Source organism: Candidatus Allofournierella excrementigallinarum (assembly GCF_944388085.1).
Classification (GTDB): domain Bacteria; phylum Bacillota; class Clostridia; order Oscillospirales; family Ruminococcaceae; genus Allofournierella_A; species Allofournierella_A excrementigallinarum.
Genome location: NZ_CALXHK010000004.1, coordinates 24,964 through 40,273 on the forward strand (window position 1 = coordinate 24,964; position 15,310 = coordinate 40,273).

Annotated in this window: 14 protein-coding genes and 1 pseudogene; 5 read left to right on the plus strand and 10 right to left on the minus strand. The window is 66.7% G+C overall.

Features of this window, described 5'->3' with window-relative positions; all coding sequences use genetic code 11:
• Positions 1-13: 13 nt before the first annotated feature.
• The 8 genes and pseudogenes from ACH2AT_RS01320 to ACH2AT_RS01355 form a co-directional block, all read right to left on the minus strand.
• Positions 14-961, minus strand: a complete 948-nt coding sequence (locus ACH2AT_RS01320; RefSeq protein ID WP_394962889.1) for a C39 family peptidase — start codon at positions 959-961, stop codon at positions 14-16.
• A gap of 152 nt (positions 962-1,113) precedes the next feature.
• Positions 1,114-2,160 (minus strand): hypothetical protein, encoded by a 1,047-nt coding sequence (locus ACH2AT_RS01325; RefSeq protein WP_394962891.1) that lies wholly within the window; start codon positions 2,158-2,160, stop codon positions 1,114-1,116.
• Between the two features lie 83 nt (positions 2,161-2,243).
• Positions 2,244-3,413, minus strand: coding sequence for a hypothetical protein (locus ACH2AT_RS01330; protein WP_394962893.1), 1,170 nt, complete (start codon positions 3,411-3,413; stop codon positions 2,244-2,246).
• Positions 3,410-4,888 (minus strand): ATP-binding protein, encoded by a 1,479-nt coding sequence (locus ACH2AT_RS01335; RefSeq protein ID WP_394962895.1) that lies wholly within the window; start codon positions 4,886-4,888, stop codon positions 3,410-3,412. Before ACH2AT_RS01335 ends, ACH2AT_RS01330 begins: the two co-directional genes overlap by 4 nt.
• A 3-nt stretch (positions 4,889-4,891) precedes the next feature.
• Positions 4,892-5,545: a response regulator gene (locus tag ACH2AT_RS01340; RefSeq protein ID WP_177522638.1), complete on the minus strand. Its 654-nt coding sequence runs from the start codon at positions 5,543-5,545 to the stop codon at positions 4,892-4,894.
• Positions 5,546-5,698: 153 nt separating this feature from the next.
• A complete protein-coding gene (gene nrdG, locus ACH2AT_RS01345) occupies positions 5,699-6,217 on the minus strand; it encodes an anaerobic ribonucleoside-triphosphate reductase activating protein (RefSeq protein WP_394962897.1) in 519 nt (172 codons plus the stop codon).
• Positions 6,217-6,324 (minus strand): annotated as a pseudogene (gene nrdD / locus ACH2AT_RS01350) (anaerobic ribonucleoside-triphosphate reductase); the annotation flags it as partial. The pseudogene nrdD and the gene nrdG, both read right to left, overlap by 1 nt.
• A 163-nt stretch (positions 6,325-6,487) precedes the next feature.
• Positions 6,488-8,773 carry an anaerobic ribonucleoside triphosphate reductase gene (locus ACH2AT_RS01355; RefSeq protein ID WP_394962899.1) on the minus strand — a complete coding sequence of 762 codons (2,286 nt, stop codon included), beginning with the start codon at positions 8,771-8,773 and terminating at the stop codon, positions 6,488-6,490.
• 295 nt (positions 8,774-9,068) lie between these two features.
• On the opposite strand from ACH2AT_RS01355, the gene ACH2AT_RS01360 reads away from it, so the two are divergent.
• The 3 genes from ACH2AT_RS01360 to ACH2AT_RS01370 all read left to right on the plus strand — a co-directional run bounded on the left by ACH2AT_RS01360 (position 9,069) and on the right by ACH2AT_RS01370 (position 11,772).
• Positions 9,069-9,623 (plus strand): M48 family metallopeptidase, encoded by a 555-nt coding sequence (locus ACH2AT_RS01360; protein WP_394962901.1) that lies wholly within the window; start codon positions 9,069-9,071, stop codon positions 9,621-9,623.
• Positions 9,624-9,654: 31 nt separating this feature from the next.
• Positions 9,655-11,073 carry a lipopolysaccharide biosynthesis protein gene (locus ACH2AT_RS01365; protein ID WP_394962903.1) on the plus strand — a complete coding sequence of 473 codons (1,419 nt, stop codon included), beginning with the start codon at positions 9,655-9,657 and terminating at the stop codon, positions 11,071-11,073.
• A gap of 69 nt (positions 11,074-11,142) precedes the next feature.
• Positions 11,143-11,772: a flavin reductase gene (locus ACH2AT_RS01370; RefSeq protein WP_394962905.1), complete on the plus strand. Its 630-nt coding sequence runs from the start codon at positions 11,143-11,145 to the stop codon at positions 11,770-11,772.
• A 51-nt stretch (positions 11,773-11,823) separates the two neighbouring features.
• On the opposite strand, the gene ACH2AT_RS01375 is transcribed toward ACH2AT_RS01370, so the two are convergent.
• Positions 11,824-12,639, minus strand: a complete 816-nt coding sequence (locus ACH2AT_RS01375) for a hypothetical protein (protein WP_394962907.1) — start codon at positions 12,637-12,639, stop codon at positions 11,824-11,826.
• An 86-nt stretch (positions 12,640-12,725) separates the two neighbouring features.
• On the opposite strand from ACH2AT_RS01375, the gene dinB reads away from it, so the two are divergent.
• Together dinB and ACH2AT_RS01385 are read left to right on the plus strand one after the other, a co-directional pair.
• Positions 12,726-13,994 carry a DNA polymerase IV gene (gene dinB, locus ACH2AT_RS01380; protein WP_394962909.1) on the plus strand — a complete coding sequence of 423 codons (1,269 nt, stop codon included), beginning with the start codon at positions 12,726-12,728 and terminating at the stop codon, positions 13,992-13,994.
• A 25-nt stretch (positions 13,995-14,019) separates the two neighbouring features.
• Entirely contained in the window at positions 14,020-14,670 is a 651-nt protein-coding gene (locus ACH2AT_RS01385) for an HAD family hydrolase (RefSeq protein WP_394962911.1), read from the plus strand.
• 92 nt (positions 14,671-14,762) lie between these two features.
• Here the strand turns inward: ACH2AT_RS01385 and ACH2AT_RS01390 are convergent, their stop codons facing one another.
• Positions 14,763-15,215 carry a GNAT family N-acetyltransferase gene (locus ACH2AT_RS01390; protein WP_394962913.1) on the minus strand — a complete coding sequence of 151 codons (453 nt, stop codon included), beginning with the start codon at positions 15,213-15,215 and terminating at the stop codon, positions 14,763-14,765.
• Positions 15,216-15,310: the final 95 nt, after the last annotated feature.

Here is a 15,310-nt window from a genome sequence, read left to right on the forward strand (position 1 = left end):
CCCGTTTTTTCGCTCAGCCCACGGCCAGCGCCCGGCTGCCCATGGCGGTGTAGATGCGCTCGAAGGCGTCTTTGTCCACCCGGGTGCTGCCGGAAAGCGGGTCCGCCAGCAGGCAGTCGCCTCCTTCCACCCCGGCCAGCACCAGACAGTGGAGGTTGCCGTAAGGGACGTACCGCTCGCCCGAAGGCAGCGTCCAGGTAAAGTTTTCGTTCCTGCGGGGGTCTTCATAGTCCTGGGTGAACCACACCGCCACCGGCTGGCCCTTGGCCAGCCGCTTTTCCAGCTCGGCAAACCCTGCGCCGGTGAGGTCCTCCGCCCGCAGGGGGCTGCCGGTGGCTTCAAGATAGCGGTTCGCGCCCTCCACCACCGGGCCGGCGAAGCAGTACCAGCCGCCGGAGGCGCTGGTGGGATCGCCCGCGTAGGCCTCATTGGGGTCGGGGCCCAGGCGGTCCGGCCCGGAACAGGTGAATTCCTGGCGGGGGATCCACTCCATGGCCAGCTCCACTGCGTCCGCCTCCACCCCGGCGTAGCGCAGCAGGGCGGCCAGGCTGGCCGCCTCGCAGCCGTTGGGCAAAGCGGGGTTTTGCAGCACCGGCTCCACCTTCAGCACGCCGGCGTCCTCGGGCGCGTCCACGCCCCAGCCGGCGGCGATGGAAAAGAGGGCCTCGGCCCGGTGCACGCCCGCCGCCAGCGCGCCTTTTGCCTCGCTCAGCACCCGCAGCAGTGCCCAGCCGCAGAGGGCCAGCACCGCCAGCCGCAGCAGCACGCCGGCAAGGCGGCGCTTGCGCCGGCGGCGGCGAGGCGCGGGCGCGGGGGCCCGGTAGACCTGACGCTGGCGCTCCGGGGGGCGGCGGATGGGCGCGGCCTCCTCCACCGGGCTCCAGGCGGGCAGGGGAATGGCCTGTTCCCACTCCCCGGCAGGCCGCAGTGCGGCGGCGGTGCGGATGACGCGCGTGCTCATAAAATGACCCCCTCTGATGCGATAGTCTCCCGCGGCGGTCATCCGCCGCAAGACAAGTATCGCGCCAAAGGGGGCGCAAAGTCTGCAAAAAGAGGTATCGAAACTGTAAACATCTCGCAGAAAAACTGCAAAAAATGCAGGGGGGCGGCCCCTCACTGCTGCAAAGCGTAGCCGGAAAAGCAGTCCAGCACCGGGTCGTAGTAGACCGCCAGGTTGCCGCCGTACCAGCCGAAAAGCACCATCACCTGCTTTTCCAGCGGCACGATCTGCACGTCCAGGGAGACGTCGGCCAGCACCCGGGCCAGCTCCGCTTCGCCGGGCATGGGGTCGGCATAAAGGGGCTGGTGGTTGTAAAGGCAGCCCCAGCTTTCCCCCGGCTCCTGCCAGCCGCCGTCACTGTAGAGCACAAGGCTGTTGTACTGGGCCGAGCGCACCATGCCCTGCAAGCCGCCCAGCATGCCGGCCAGCTGGTCGCGGCCCATGCCCTGCCAATAGTTCTCCAGCGAACCCAGGGGGAAGGAGGCGTCCTCCAGCGCCCAGGGGAAAGGGGTGAGCATGCTGTTCAGCCGGTGATAGAGCTGGACGCGCTGGTCGTCGTTGGAGAGGTTGAACAGATAGAGCAGCTCCTCCCGGCAGCGCTGCACCGCCGTCTCCTGCCAGTCGCCGGGCAGGTCCTGGTAGCCGTCGGCGGCATAGACAAGGCAGCTCACCGCAAACCCGCTGGAGCGGTAGCCGGCGGCGAACTCCGCCGTCAGCTCCTGCTGCACGGCATTGGGGGTGGAAAGGCCGGCGATCTGGGGCGGGGTGTCGGTGAAGCGGATGGCGCGCACATAGAGGCAGTCGCCATCCTCCGGCAGGGCCATGTAGACCCGGCCGCTGCTGGCGTTCGCCCCCTGGCCCATGCCCCAGTCGAAAAGGTTCAGCCAGGGGGCGGCCAGCTCGCCCGAGGCCTCCTGCCAGAAGTAAGCGCCGTTTTCCGTGTTTTTCGCCTCCTCCCAAAGCTGCCAGGGCCAGAACTGCACGTCGGCGCTCTCGGCGCCCAGGGCGCTGTAGACCGGAAGGGCGGGGCGGCTGCCCACCTGGCGGCCGGGGGTGGAAAGGCCCGCCGCCCCCACCAGGGCCATGCCCGCCGCCAGCACCCCCGCGCAGCAGCCCACAAAGGCCAGGGTGGCGCGCCGGGGCGCAGAGCGCTTTTCCATGGGTTCGGGGCCTCCTTTCCTGTGGTTTGCCCGGCGGGCGGAAAACGCCGCCGGAGGGCGCGGCCTCCTTTTTGCAAGCGCGGTCACTGGACGGCAAAGCCGGACCAGGCTTCCAGCACCGGGTCGTAGTAAAAGCCGAGGGTGGCGCCGGAGGAGAAAAGCACCAGCACGCTGTCCGACAGGGTGACCACCTGCAGCTCCATACCGTATTCGGCGTATTGCTGCTGGAGGCGCTGCTCCAGCTTGCGGGTGTCCTCCTCGCTGAGGGCGCCGGCGGCCAGCGCCGCCGGGTCGGGGGAGTTCTCCACCGGCCAGAGGGCGGTGTCCGGCCCGAGGCCCGCCGGCCATTGCAGAACGAATTCGTCGAGGCCCGCCAGCGCCGCCAACGGCCCGCCGAGCTGGCCCAGCATCCTTTCCAGGGGCATCTGCGCGGCGCTTTGCAGCCTGCGCGCCGCGTCGCCGTCCAGGCTGCTGCCGGCTGCATCAAGGGCAGGCGAGGCCGCGGGCGCGCCTGCCTCGTCCTGCAAGGAGGAAGCCGCATCCGCCGGGAGCGGAGTTGCTTCCATGATCTCGGAGGCGGCGGCGTCCAGCAGCCAGCCCGCCGCGCCGCACTGGAAATACAGGTCCAGCAGCACCTGGCGGTAGGCCGCCTCCAGCTGGGCCTCGGTGGGGGCCTGGTCCGCCGGTTTCACCGCAAAGCTCACCGCCACGCCGAAGGTCAGGGCGGGGTCGCTGCCGCTGCCGTAGCCCATGTTCAGGACAAGGTTTTCGGCTTCGCCGCCGCCGGGCGGCGTCCAGCGCACCGGCAGGTCGCGCAGATACTGGCAGCCAGAGCGGGCGCCGGCATAGGATTCCACCGCCACGGAGGAGGTCTCCATCTCCACCCCGCCGCCCAGCAGCGCGTTGATGAGCGTCGTCAGCATCTCGGCTGTGTAGGCGTCGCCCTCCATCGGGAACAAAGCGGGCGTCTGCCCGGCCTGCTCGGCGTAGAAAGTCCAGGGCCAGAAGCTCACGTCGTCGGTGCGCTGGCCCACCGCGCTGTAAACCGGCAGGGCCGGCTGCTCCTGCACCTGCCGCCGGGGGGCCAGCACCGCCCCTTCCAGAAGGAAGGTGGCCGCGGCGCCCGCCAGCAGGATGGCTCCGCCGGCGGCCAGCACCCGCTGCTGCACCCGGCGCGCCCTGTCTTTCTGACGGGGGGCGCGGGCGGGGGCCGCCGTGCCCGCCGGGGGCCGGCGGATGCGCCGCCCGCTCATGCTTCGGCCTCCCGCCCCGGCGCGGGCGGGGCGGCCAGCGGAAAGCGCAGGGTGATGAGGGTGCCCTTGCCCACCCGGCTGTCGATGGCGAAGGCCCCCTTGTGGATGCGGCAGATCTCCTCGCACAGGGCCAGGCCCAGCCCCGCGCCGCCGGCCTTGCGGCTGCGGGACTTGTCCACCATGTAAAAGGGCTGGCGCACCTTTTCCAGCTCCTTTTCGGGGATGCCCTGGCCGTAGTCCCGGATCATGATCTCCGCCTGGCCGCCCTGGCGGTGGGCCAGCATCTGGATGCGGCTGCCCTCGGGGCTGGCCTTGCGGCCGTTGTCGATGAAGTTGTAAAGCAGCGATTTGAACAGTTCCCGGTCCATCATCAGGAACATCCCCTCCTCGCACACCTGCTGCAAAGTGAGGCCGGAGCTGGCCAGCACCGGCTCCATGGCGGCGGCCACCTCCTTCATCACGTCCGCCAGAGGCTCGGGGGTGAACACCAGGTTCTGGCTGCCCACGTTCAAAAGCTCCATCAGCTTGCCGGAGAGCGAGCGCATGCGCTTTGTCTCCTCCACGATGATGCCGGCGTACTCCATGCGCTTTTTGTCCGGCACGTCCTTTTGCAGATACAAAAGGTCGGCAAAGCCCAGGATGCTGGTCAGCGGCGTTTTCATCTCGTGGGCCATGTTGGCGATAAAGGCGCTGCGGTCCTCGGCGGCCTGCTCCAGCTGGGTGACCCGGCTTTCCACCGCCTCGGCCATGCGGTTCATGTCCTGGGCAAGGTCCGCCAGCTCGTCGGAGCCGGAAAGGCGGATGCGCTCGGAATAGTTTCCCGCGGCGATGCGCCTCGACGCCCGGCTGAGCACGTTCAGCGGGCGCAAAAGGCCCTGCACCACCACCAGCAGCGCGCCGGCGGCGGCAAGGCTGCCGGCGGCGCTGAGGGCCAGGGCGGTGGCCGCCTGCCGGCGCAGGATGCCCTCCACCTCCGACACGTCAAAGATGCACAGAAGGCGGTAGTCCGTCTGTTCCAGCGAGAGGGGGGCGTTCAGCGCAAGATGCAGCCGCCCTTCCCGGCGGAAGGTGCGGGAGTAGGTGAGGGCGGGGTCGGCGTATTCGTCGCCCTGCAAAGCGGCGGCGTCCATCAGCCCGTCGTAGCTGGCGCCGGCGACGGTGCTCCACTCGCCGGCGCCGCGGCGCAAAAGGCGGCTGGCAACGAGATACCCGTCCGCCTCCTGCCTTGCCAGCACCGCGGCGGCGGCATCGTCCGCTTCTTCCGCCGAAAGGCGCACCTTGCCGCTTTGCAGCCGCTGGCTGACCACGCCGGTCTTGACGAGGCTGGCCAGCGACTGCTGCTGGACCAGGGCGCGCTGGTTTTCCCGCTCCCACAGCGAGCTGCGGCTCGAAAGCAGGAAAAGCAGGCTCAAAAGGCTGGTGACCGCGACGGTCAGCGCCAGGGTGGACAGAAAAATTTTCTGCCAGAGTTTCATCTGTCAGCTCTCCAATCGGTAGCCCACCCGGGGAAGGGTGACCAGTTTTTCCGAAAGATGCAGCTTCTGGCGCAGCCGCTGCACGTGGATGTCCACCGTGCGGCTCTCGCCCTCGAACTCATAGCCCCACACCAGGGCCAGCAGCTTTGCCCGGCTGAGGGCCAGGTCCCGGTTCTGCAAGAACACCCGCAGCAGCTCGAACTCCTTGGGCGAAAGGGCCACCGGCTCGCCCTTCAGGGTGACGGTGTGGCTGCCCAGGTCCTGGCGGATGTCGCCGTATTCCAGCACCTCCCGGCCCTTGCCCCGGCGGCGCAGGGCCACCTCCACCCGCGCCAGCAGCTCCAGCGCCTCGAAGGGCTTGGCGATGTAGTCCTCGGCCCCCAGATGCAGCCCCCGCACCTTGTCCGCCACCTGCTGCATGGCGGACAGAAAGATCACCGGCGTGCCCTGGCTGGCCACCCGCTCCATCACGGCGAAGCCGTCCAGGCCCGGCAGCATCACGTCCAGCAGCACCAGATCGAAGCCGCCCGCAAAGATGCGCTCCACCGCCTTTTCTCCGTCGGAACAGATCTCGCTGGTGTAGCCCCCCAGCGACAGGGTGGCCTCGATCATCTGGGCGATATGCGCCTCGTCCTCCACGATCAGGATGTGTGCCATAGGTGTGATTCCTCCTTATTTCTGCAAACGGGCCCCGGGCCCCCTAACAGTATGCCACACCTGCGCCCAAGGTGTCGGCAACAAGTTGTATCGAAACTGTAAATACCAACAAAAAACGGGCCGTTTTTTTCAAAAAGCGGCCCGTTGGTCCTCTTATTCGTGCCCGCCCACCCAGCGCTCGCCGGTCTCCCACACGGGGGAGGCGGCGGCAAGGCTTGCCGGCACGTTCAGGATGCGCTGGTTGCGGCTGCCCCGAAAGCGCAGCTCCAGGCTGCACTGGCTTTGCAGGAAGGGGCCGTCGATGAGGGTGTCCAGCTGGCGCAGCAGGGCTTTCTGGGCCTCGGTGCCCGCCAGCAGCTGCTCGAAGGTGTAGCCGGTGTAGGCGGCCACCTCAAAGCCCGCGGCGCGGCAAAGGCGCACGAATTCCAGCATTTCCTCCCCCGCCTGGGCGAAGGGCTCGCCGCCGGAGAGGGTGACGCCTTTGCACAGGGGGCTTTTTTTCGCCAGCGCCGCCAGCTCCCCGGGGGTGCATTCCCGCCCGCCCTCAAAGGCCCAGGTCTCGGGGTTGTGGCACCCCGGGCAGTGGTGGGGGCATCCCTGGAAGAACACGGTGAACCGCAGCCCCGGGCCGTCTACGATGCTGTCGGCCACACAGCCTGCGACCCTCAGCATTACAGGTGCTTCACCCGGTCGCGCTCTTCGGCCTTTTTGGCGTCGTTCCACTTGTCCATGGTGCCCACCAGATAGCCGGTGATGCGGCGGATGCGCTCGAAGGGGACGTCCTTGCCCACGACGGATTGTTTCTGCATTGCAGCCATGATGTTTCCTCCTTGGACCTTTCCCGGTCTTTTGAAAATCGTTATCGTTATTATATCACGTTCAGCGCCCGCCGCATGTTGCGCCGGCAACACCGGGCGTTCGCCCCGCGTTTTCAAAGGGGGTTCATTCGCACCCGCAGAAGGCGGGCACGCTGGGGTATTTCTTGCGAAGCTCGGCCAGCTTTTCGGGGCTGAGGGCCTCGCCGCTGCGCCGGCCGCACCGGGGGCACACGTCGCCGATCACGCCCACATAGCCGCACACGGGGTCGCGGTCGACGGGGTGGTTGATGCTGCCGTAGCCAACGCCCGCGTCGTGCATGCAGCGCACCACGCTTTCAAAGGCCTCCAGGTTGTTTGCGGTGTCGCCGTCCAGCTCCACATAGCTGATGTGGCCGGCGTTGGTGAGGGCGTGGTAGGGCGCTTCCTTCTGGATCTTGTCGTAGGCGGAGATGGCAAACCACACGGGGATGTGGAAGCTGTTGGTGTAGTACTCCCGGTCGGTGACGCCGGGGATGGAGCCGAAGCGCTTTCTGTCCATGCGGGTAAAGCGGCCGGAAAGGCCCTCCGCCGGGGTGGCCAGCAGGGTGAAGTTCATCTTCATCTCGGCGCTCTTTCTGTCGCAGAAGTCGCGCATGTGCTTCACGATCTCCAGGCCCTTCTTCTGCATCTCCTCGCTCTCGCCGTGGTGGTGGCCGTAGAGGGCGGTGAGGGTCTCGGCCAGGCCGATGAAGCCGATGGAGAGGGTGCCGTGCTTCAGCACCTCCCGCACCTCGTCGGCGGGGCCCAGGGCGTCGCTGTCCAGCCAGACGCCCTGGCCCATCAGGAAGGGGAAGTTGTAGACCCGCTTGGCCGCCTGGATCTCATAGCGGTCCAGCAGCTGCTTTGCCACCAGCTCCAGCATGGCGTCCAGCTTTTTGTAGAAAACCGCCTCGTCGTGGCCGGCCAGGATGGCCAGGCGGGGCAGGTTGATGGAGGTGAAGGACAGGTTGCCCCGGCTGTAGCTGATCTGGCGGTCGGGGTCGTAGACGTTGCCCATCACACGGGTGCGGCAGCCCATGGTGGCCACCTCGGTCTCGGGATGGCCGGGCCTGTAGTACTGGAGGTTGAAGGGCGCGTCCAGGAACACATAATTCGGGAACAGCCGCTTGGCGCTGACCTTCATGCTCAGCTTGAACAGGTCGTAGTTCGGGTCGCCCTCGTTGTAGTTGACGCCCTCCTTGACCTTGAAGATGTGGATGGGGAAGATGGGCGTTTCGCCGTGGCCCAGGCCCGCGTCCTCCGCCAGCAGGATGTTGCGGATGGCCATGCGGCCCTCGGGGGAGGTGTCGGTGCCGTAGTTGATGCTGCTGAAGGGCGTCTGGGCGCCGGCGCGGGAGTGCATGGTGTTCAGGTTGTGCACAAAGCCCTCCATGGCCTGGTAGGTGTCCCGGTCGGTCTGCCTGCAGGCGCGGCGGCGGGCGGTGGCCACGATGCGCTGCGCCTCCCCGGCGGAAAGGGCGCTGGTCTCTTCCAGAGCCTGGGCCACGATGGCGTCAAACTCGCCGGCCTTCACCTCGATGCGGGGGGGCATGCCCAGCTCGTCGGCGGCCCTGTTCACCGCCGTCTCGGCCAGGGCGCTCTCGTCCTCCGAATCCAGCAGGTCCTCCACGCCCTCGGCCAGCTTTTTGCGGTAGAGCTTGGCAAAGCTTTTGCGGATGCCCTCGGCCATGCCGTAGTCGAAGTTCGGGATGGACTGGCCGCCGTGCTGGTCGTTCTGGTTGGACTGGATGGCGATGGCCGCCAGCGCCGCGTAGCTGCCGATGCTGGCGGGCTCGCGCAGAAAGCCGTGGCCGGTGGAAAAGCCGCCGTGGAACAGGCGCAGGATGTCGATCTGGGTGCAGGTGGTGGTGAGGGAATAGAAGTCGAAATCGTGGATGTGGATGTCGCCCTCGGCGTGGGCCTTGGCCTGCTCGGGGGTGAGCAGGTAGGCCGCGTTGTAGGCCTTGGCGCCGGCGGTGCCGATCTGCAGCATGCTGCCCATGGCGGTGTTGCCGTCGATGTTGGCGTTGTCGCGTTTCATGTCGCTGATGCGGGCGTCCACGTTGGTGATCTCGTCGATGGTCTTCATCAGGCTGGTGTTCGCCTCGCGGATGCGGGTGCGGTTGGCCCGGTACAGGATGTACTTTTTGGCCGCCTCGTCGTGGCCGCACTCCATCAGGCCGGTCTCCACCGCGTCCTGGATCTGCTCGATCTGGGGGGATTCCTCGCCGCAGTCCACCTCCAGATGGCGGGTCACCTTGTTGGCCACGCGGGCCGCTTCCCGCGCGTCGCCCTCGCCGGCGGCCTCCAGGGCCTTGAGCACGGCGGCCGCGATCTTGCCCTCGTCGAACAAAACCACGCGGCCATCCCGCTTGATAACGCTTTTGATCATGATGCAAACTCCTCCTGACCCGGCTTGGCGCCTTGCTTCGCGCTTTGTCGGCCCCCCATGCGCGCCGTCTGGTCATTCTCTGTATTTTGGGGTGAAAACGCTACTTAAAACATTATGGCACCTACATATAGTGGCTGTCAATACGACCGGGCGCAAAATTAGCGCCAAGGTTTGAATGAATTTTTTGTGAGTTTTGCTTTTCGCGTTCAAAAGGAGGAAAAAACATGCTACAATGGATGGGCACGATAGGTTAGCATGCCCTGTTTTGAGGAAAAGAAAAGGAGCGGACGCCGCCGTGGAAAAAGCGGAACTGCGCCGCGCGGGCGGCGTGGACTATGCCCTCACCCGCAAGCGGGTGAAGAACCTGAACCTGCGCCTTGCACCGGACGGCAGCGTGCGGGTGAGCGCCCCCCGCGGGGTGAGCGCCGCGGCGGTGGACGCCTTTGTGGCCGCCCACGCCGGCTGGGTGCAAAAGGCCCTGGCCCGGCACAAGGCCGCCGAAGCCGCCCGGGCGGCCCTGGCCCCGCCGGAAAAGGACCAGTGCCTCGCCCTTTTTAAAGAGGTGAGCGACGGGGTGTACCCCCGGTTCGAGAAGGTGCTGGGGGGCCAAAAGCCGGTGATAAAGGTGCGGGACATGCGCACCCGCTGGGGCAGCTGCCACCCGGCCAGGCGGCAGATCACCCTGGCGGCGCGGCTGGCGCTGCAGCCCCCCGAGGCCATTGAGTATGTGGTGGTGCACGAGTACTGCCACTTTGTGCATCCGGACCACCAGGCCGGGTTCTGGGCGCTGGTGGCAAGCATCCTGCCGGACTACAAGGCCCGCCGGGCCCTTTTGCGAAGCCCGCGCTGAGCGCGCACCACCCACGGAAAGGAAGATCCCTTTGGACGCCAAATACAAACGCCTGGCGAACAACACCCTTTTGTTCGCCATCAGCAACTTTTCGGCAAAGCTGCTCAGCATCGTGCTGCAGCCCTACATCACCTTCGCCATGGGCCAGGTGGAAGAGGTGGGCATCACCAAGCTGGTGCAGAACATCGGCTCGCTGCTCATCCCGCTGGTGAGCATGGGCGTGAGCTACGCCATCATCCGCTTCGGCCTGGACGAAAAGGTGAAGAAGGGCGCGGTGTTCACCGACGGCCTGCTCACCATCCTCGCCGGCTTTGCCATCATGCTGTGCTGCTATCCCCTTCTGCGGTTCATCCCGCTGTTCGCGGACTACGCCCCCTTCCTTTATGTCCATGTGCTGGTGAGCTGCCTGCGCACCTGGTGCACCCAGTTCGTGCGCAGCCGCCAGCTGAACCGGCTGGTGGCGGTGGACGGCGTGTTGTGCAGCGCCACCAACCTGGGCTTCACCATCCTGTTCCTCTCCGGCTTCCACATGGGGGCCAGAGGCTATGTGCTGGCCATCATCTGCTCGGACGCTTTGAGCGCCCTGTTCGTCTTCTGCATCGCCGGGCTGGGGCGGTATCTGCGGCCCCGTTTCCACTCCACGGCCCTGTGGAAGCAGATGCTGGCCTACTCGCTGCCCATGGTGCCCGCCCAGATCAGCTTCTGGGTCATCAACGCCAGCGACCTGTTCTTCGTGCAGGCCATGTGCGACGGCTACAAAGGCAAGGCCGGCGAATACTGGACCGGCCTTTTGGGCGTGGGCTATTTTCTGCCCACCATCCTGTCGGTGCTGGGCACCATCTTCTATGAGGCGTGGCAGCTGTCCGCCGTGACCGAGCTGGAAGGCCGCCAGCGGTTCTTCAGCCGGGTGTTCGGCCTTTACCAGAGCCTGCTCTTCTGCTGCTGCGCGGGCATCATCCTTTTGTGCCGCCCGCTGATGTTCATCTTCAAATCGAACTTCTTCGACGCCTGGCAGTTCGTGCCCATGCTGGCCATCGGCACTTTGTTCAGCTGCCTGAACCAGTTCCTCAACAGCATCTACATGGTGGAAAAGCGCAGCACCCTCTCCCTTTACACCATGCTGGCGGGCGCGGTGGTCAACTGCCTGCTCAACTGGCTGTTCATCCCGGTGATGGGCCCCGTGGGCGTGACCCTGGCCAGTTTCCTCAGCTACTTCGTGGTCTTTATCCTGCGGGCGGTGAACACCCGGGGCCTGCTGGCCATCGACTTTGCGCCCCTGCGCCTTTCCCTCAACCTGGCCATGGTGCTGGCCGAGGCCGGGCTGATGATCTTCCAGACCCCCTACTGGCCGCTGTGGTGCGTCCTCATCACCGTGGGCGTGTGCGCCTTCAACTTCCAGGGCGTCGCCGGCATCATGATGCAGCTTCTGGGCCGCCGGCGCCGCGCTTGACAGGCGGGCGGACAAGGGGTATACTATAAGCAGTAATAATTCCTGTTTTGTAGAAAGGACGGCAGAACAATGGATATGACAGCGCTTTACAAACTCAGCTGCGGGCTGTATGTCATCACCACGGTGGACGGCGGCCGGGGCGTGGGCTGCGTGGTGAACACGGTGACCCAGGTGACCGCCGCGCCGGTGCAGGTGATGGTGGCCGTCAACAAGGAGAATTTCACCGCCGGGGCGGTGCAGCGCGCCGGGCGGTTCGCCGTGTCGGTGCTGGCCGAAAGCGCCCCCATGGAGCTGATCGGGCGGTTCGGCTTCCGCTCCAGCCGGGACGAGGACAAGTTCGAGGGTCTCAAAGCGGTGGAGTTCAAGGCGCTGCCCTGCCCGGCGGAGCATGTGAACGCGGCGCTGGTGTGCCGGGTGAAGGAGACGGTGGACGCGGGCAGCCATCTTTTGTTCATCGCCGAGGTGGAGGACGCCGAGACCCTCTCCCAAGAGCCCTCCATGACCTACGCCTACTACCACCAGGTGAAGAAGGGCCTGACCCCGCCCAAGGCCAGCAGCTACCAGGCCGCCGCGCCGGCCCCCGCCGCCGGCCGCTGGCAGTGCTCGGTGTGCGGCTATGTCTACGAGGGCGAGGAGCTGCCCGCCGGCTTTGCCTGCCCGGTGTGCGGGCAGGGCGCCGGGGCGTTCAAAAAACTGTGACGGTGCAAAAAGGCTGGGCCCCGCGCTTGCAGGGCCCAGCCTTTTTTCTTTTCAGCGGCGCAGCTTTTCCTCCAGCTCCGCCTTCAGGGCCTCCAGCACCTCCCGGTGGCGCAGGTTGCGCATGCCGGGGAAGGCGCGCAGAAGCCGCCGCGCGCCGAAGAGCCGCCGGTCGGTGATCGCCGCCCGCAAAAGGTCCCGCCGCGCTTCCAGGTCGGCGATGCGGCCGGGCAGGGCCTGCCGGCCCTCGGCCAGCTTTTCGTCGGCGGCCAGGGCCGCGTCGCCCAGCTCCCTGCTCACCGCGTCGCTGCCCCGGCGCAGGGCCGCGCCCAGCTTTTCCAGCTCCCGCAGATCCCGTTCGAGGCCCGCCAGCGTGACCAGCGTGGCCGCCAGGTCCGCTGCCAGCAGCGCGCCGAAGACCCCCAGCAGCGCCCAGCCCGCCGCGTGGGGCAGGCGGTCCACCAGCCGGGCGATGGGCGGGTGCAGCAGCCGCACCGCCGCCATGCCGGCGAGGCCCCAGGCAAGGCTGAATTTCAGGCAGATGTAGCCCCCGACGTTGAAGGGCTGGTCGGAATAGTCCCACCAGCTGGTGTGGAAGGCCTTTTTCAGCACAAAGCCGGTGGCCAGCTCCAGCGCGCTGGTGAGCACCATGGAACCGAGGAAGAGCAGCAGGGCGCTGCCCTTCAGCGGTTCCAGCGCCAGCAGCACGATGCACATCCCTGTGCCGTAGATGGGGCAGACCGGCCCGTTCAGAAAGCCCCGGTTGACCCACCGGCCGGAGTTGACGGTGCAGAACACCACCTCCAGGCACCAGCCCAGGAAGGCGTAGATGAAAAAGTACCACAACAGCTGGTACGGTGTAAACGGCATGGGACACACGCTCCTTTCCATGCCTGCCATTATAGCACAGGCGCAGCCATTGTGGTATACTGGATGTGGCAAAGGGGGCGGAAGAGATGGCCGAGCGATGGGTGCTGCACTGCGACTGCAACAGTTTTTACGCCAGCGTGGAGCTGCTCACCCGCCCGGAACTGCGCCGCAAACCGGTGGCGGTGTGCGGCGACCCGGCCAGCCGCCACGGCATCATCCTGGCGAAAAACGAGCCCGCCAAGGCCATGGGGGTCAAGACCGCCGAGGCCATCTGGCAGGCAAAGCGCAAGTGCCCGGACCTTGTGCTGCTGGAGCCTCACCGGGAGCGGTATGTCCATTATTACAAGGTCATCAACGAGATCTACTGCCGCTTCACCGACCGGGTGGAGCCCTTCAGCATCGACGAAAGCTGGCTGGACGTGACCGGCTCCTGGCAGCTGTTCGCCCAAAGCCCCAAGGCGCTGGCGGACCGGCTGCGGGCCGAGGTGCGCGAGGCCACCGGCCTGACCATCTCGGTGGGGGCCAGCTTCAACAAGGTGTTCGCAAAGCTGGGCAGCGACTACAAAAAGCCGGACGCCACCACCCTGATCACCCGGGAAAACTTCAAAGACGTCCTCTGGCCGCTGCCGGCCCGGGACATGCTTTTCGTGGGGCGCAGCGCCGCCGAAAAGCTGGCGGGCATGGGCATTTCCACCATCGGGGACCTGGCGGCGGCGGACGAAAAGGCGCTGGCGGCGGCCCTGGGCAAGCTGGGGCGCACATTGAGCCGCTATGCCCGGGGCCTGGACGACGCGCCGGTGCGCCTGTGGGGCGAAAAGGAGCCGGTGAAGAGCGTGGGCAGCGGGCGCACTTTCCCCCGCGACCTTGCCAGCGCCGCCGAGGTGCGCTCGGCGCTGTGGGCCCTCTCGGACGAGGTGGCCGCCCGCCTGCGCCGCCACGGCCTGTGGGCGGGGGCGGTGCAGCTGACGGTGCGCGACGCCTCCCTCAAAACCATCACCCGGCAGACGCGGCTGCCCATGAGCACCCACCTGGGCCGGGACCTGGCGGAGGCCGCCTGGCGGCTGATGCAGGCCAACTGGCGGGAGGGCCAGCCGGTGCGGATGCTCACGGTGACGGCCCAGGCCATCACCGAGGAGCCGGCGGCGGTGCAGCAGAGCTTTTTGGAGGACGCGCCCCGCCCCGACCCGAGGCGGGAGAAGCTGGAACAGAGCCTGGACGCCATCCGGGGCAGATACGGCAAGGGGGCCATCGGCGCGGGCAGCATCCTGCGCCGGGACCTGGGGCTGGGCCGCCTTTCCATGGAGGAAAAGGGCGGCGAAGACGAGGACGACGAGCGGGCGAAAGGCCCGCTGTGACGGAGCGGGAAAGGAACGAGAAAGTATGATCGAAGCGGTTTTGTTTGACATGGACGGCCTGATGTTCGACACCGAGCGGCTGTGGACCGAGGCCTGGATCGCCACCGCCGAGGCCGAGGGCCTGCCGGTGAACCTGGACGTGGTGGTGGCCATGCGGGGCTGCAACCGGGCGGGCTGCAAGCAGGTGTGCCTGGAACGGCTGGGCCCGGACTTTGACTTTGACGACTACCAGGCCAAGGCCCGGGTGGTGATGGACCGGCTGGTGGACGAGCACGACCTGCCCAAGAAGCCCGGCCTTGTGGAGCTTTTGAAAGAGCTGGAGCGCCGGGGCCTGCCGGCGGTGGTGTGCACCAGCACCCGCCGGGTCATCACCGAGGGCTATCTCAAGCGGGCGGGCGTCGAGCGCTTTTTCCGGGGCCTTGTGTGCGGCGACGACGTGCAGCACGGCAAGCCCGACCCGGAGGTGTTCCTGAAGGGCGCGGCGCTGGCGGGCAGGGCCCCGGAGCGCTGCATGGTGCTGGAGGACAGCCCCAACGGCATCCGCGCCGGCGCGGCGGCGGGCTGCAAGGCGGTGATGGTTCCCGACCTGATGGAGCCCACCGGCGAGCTGCGGGCGCTGGCGGCGGCCATCCTGCCCGACCTTTCCGCGGTCATCCCTCTGCTGGACACCCTGTAAAAACGCGCGCCGCAAAGGGCGGCGCGCAAGAATTTTTTTGCGCCGCTTATGCGCCCACGGAAAAGGCCGCCGGCTTTTTTGAAAGCCCCCGTTTACCTGTGGACGTACATCCTTGTCATGCCGGCTTCGCCGTCGCCCTGGACCATGCACAGGAATTCCCATCCATACTTTTCGTAAAAGCCGGTATGGTCGGTGATAAGATAGAGCGGCGATATGCCCTTTGCCCGCATGTCTTCCACGGCCAGATGCAGCAGGTTCCCGGCGATCCCCCGGCCGCGGTGCCCCTCCTCTGTGAAAACGGCGCACACGTTCGGCGCAAGGTCCTTTCGGTCGTGGAAATCGTTTTCGATCACGCCCAGCCCGCCGACGATCCGGCCGCCCCGCAGGCAGAGATACCAGCCATATTCCGTTTCGCCGCGCAAATAAGCGTCCATGCATTCCAGATAGGCTTTTGCCGGCACGCCCCACTTGCTGTGGAACCACTGCGCCGCCCGCTCTTTTATTTCGCTTTTTTCTCTCAATGAAACATATTGATATTCCGCCACGGTCCCGTCCCTCCTGCGTCAAACCCCGGCCGGCCCCATCCCGCCGCCGCGCAAAACGCCGCAAAAACGCGAAAAGGGCCCGCCGGCAAAACCGG

What these genes read in the sequence shown, in the direction of transcription:
- ACH2AT_RS01320 (WP_394962889.1), bottom strand. Translation starts at nt 961, where the DNA reads ATGAGCACGCGCGTCATCCGCACCGCCGCCGCACTGCGGCCTGCCGGG.
- ACH2AT_RS01325 (WP_394962891.1), bottom strand. Translation starts at nt 2,160, where the DNA reads ATGGAAAAGCGCTCTGCGCCCCGGCGCGCCACCCTGGCCTTTGTGGGC.
- ACH2AT_RS01330 (WP_394962893.1), bottom strand. Translation starts at nt 3,413, where the DNA reads ATGAGCGGGCGGCGCATCCGCCGGCCCCCGGCGGGCACGGCGGCCCCC.
- ACH2AT_RS01335 (WP_394962895.1), bottom strand. Translation starts at nt 4,888, where the DNA reads ATGAAACTCTGGCAGAAAATTTTTCTGTCCACCCTGGCGCTGACCGTC.
- ACH2AT_RS01340 (WP_177522638.1), bottom strand. Translation starts at nt 5,545, where the DNA reads ATGGCACACATCCTGATCGTGGAGGACGAGGCGCATATCGCCCAGATG.
- nrdG (WP_394962897.1), bottom strand. Translation starts at nt 6,217, where the DNA reads ATGCTGAGGGTCGCAGGCTGTGTGGCCGACAGCATCGTAGACGGCCCG.
- ACH2AT_RS01355 (WP_394962899.1), bottom strand. Translation starts at nt 8,773, where the DNA reads ATGATCAAAAGCGTTATCAAGCGGGATGGCCGCGTGGTTTTGTTCGAC.
- ACH2AT_RS01370 (WP_394962905.1), top strand. Translation starts at nt 11,143, where the DNA reads ATGGATATGACAGCGCTTTACAAACTCAGCTGCGGGCTGTATGTCATC.
- ACH2AT_RS01375 (WP_394962907.1), bottom strand. Translation starts at nt 12,639, where the DNA reads ATGCCGTTTACACCGTACCAGCTGTTGTGGTACTTTTTCATCTACGCC.
- dinB (WP_394962909.1), top strand. Translation starts at nt 12,726, where the DNA reads ATGGCCGAGCGATGGGTGCTGCACTGCGACTGCAACAGTTTTTACGCC.
- ACH2AT_RS01385 (WP_394962911.1), top strand. Translation starts at nt 14,020, where the DNA reads ATGATCGAAGCGGTTTTGTTTGACATGGACGGCCTGATGTTCGACACC.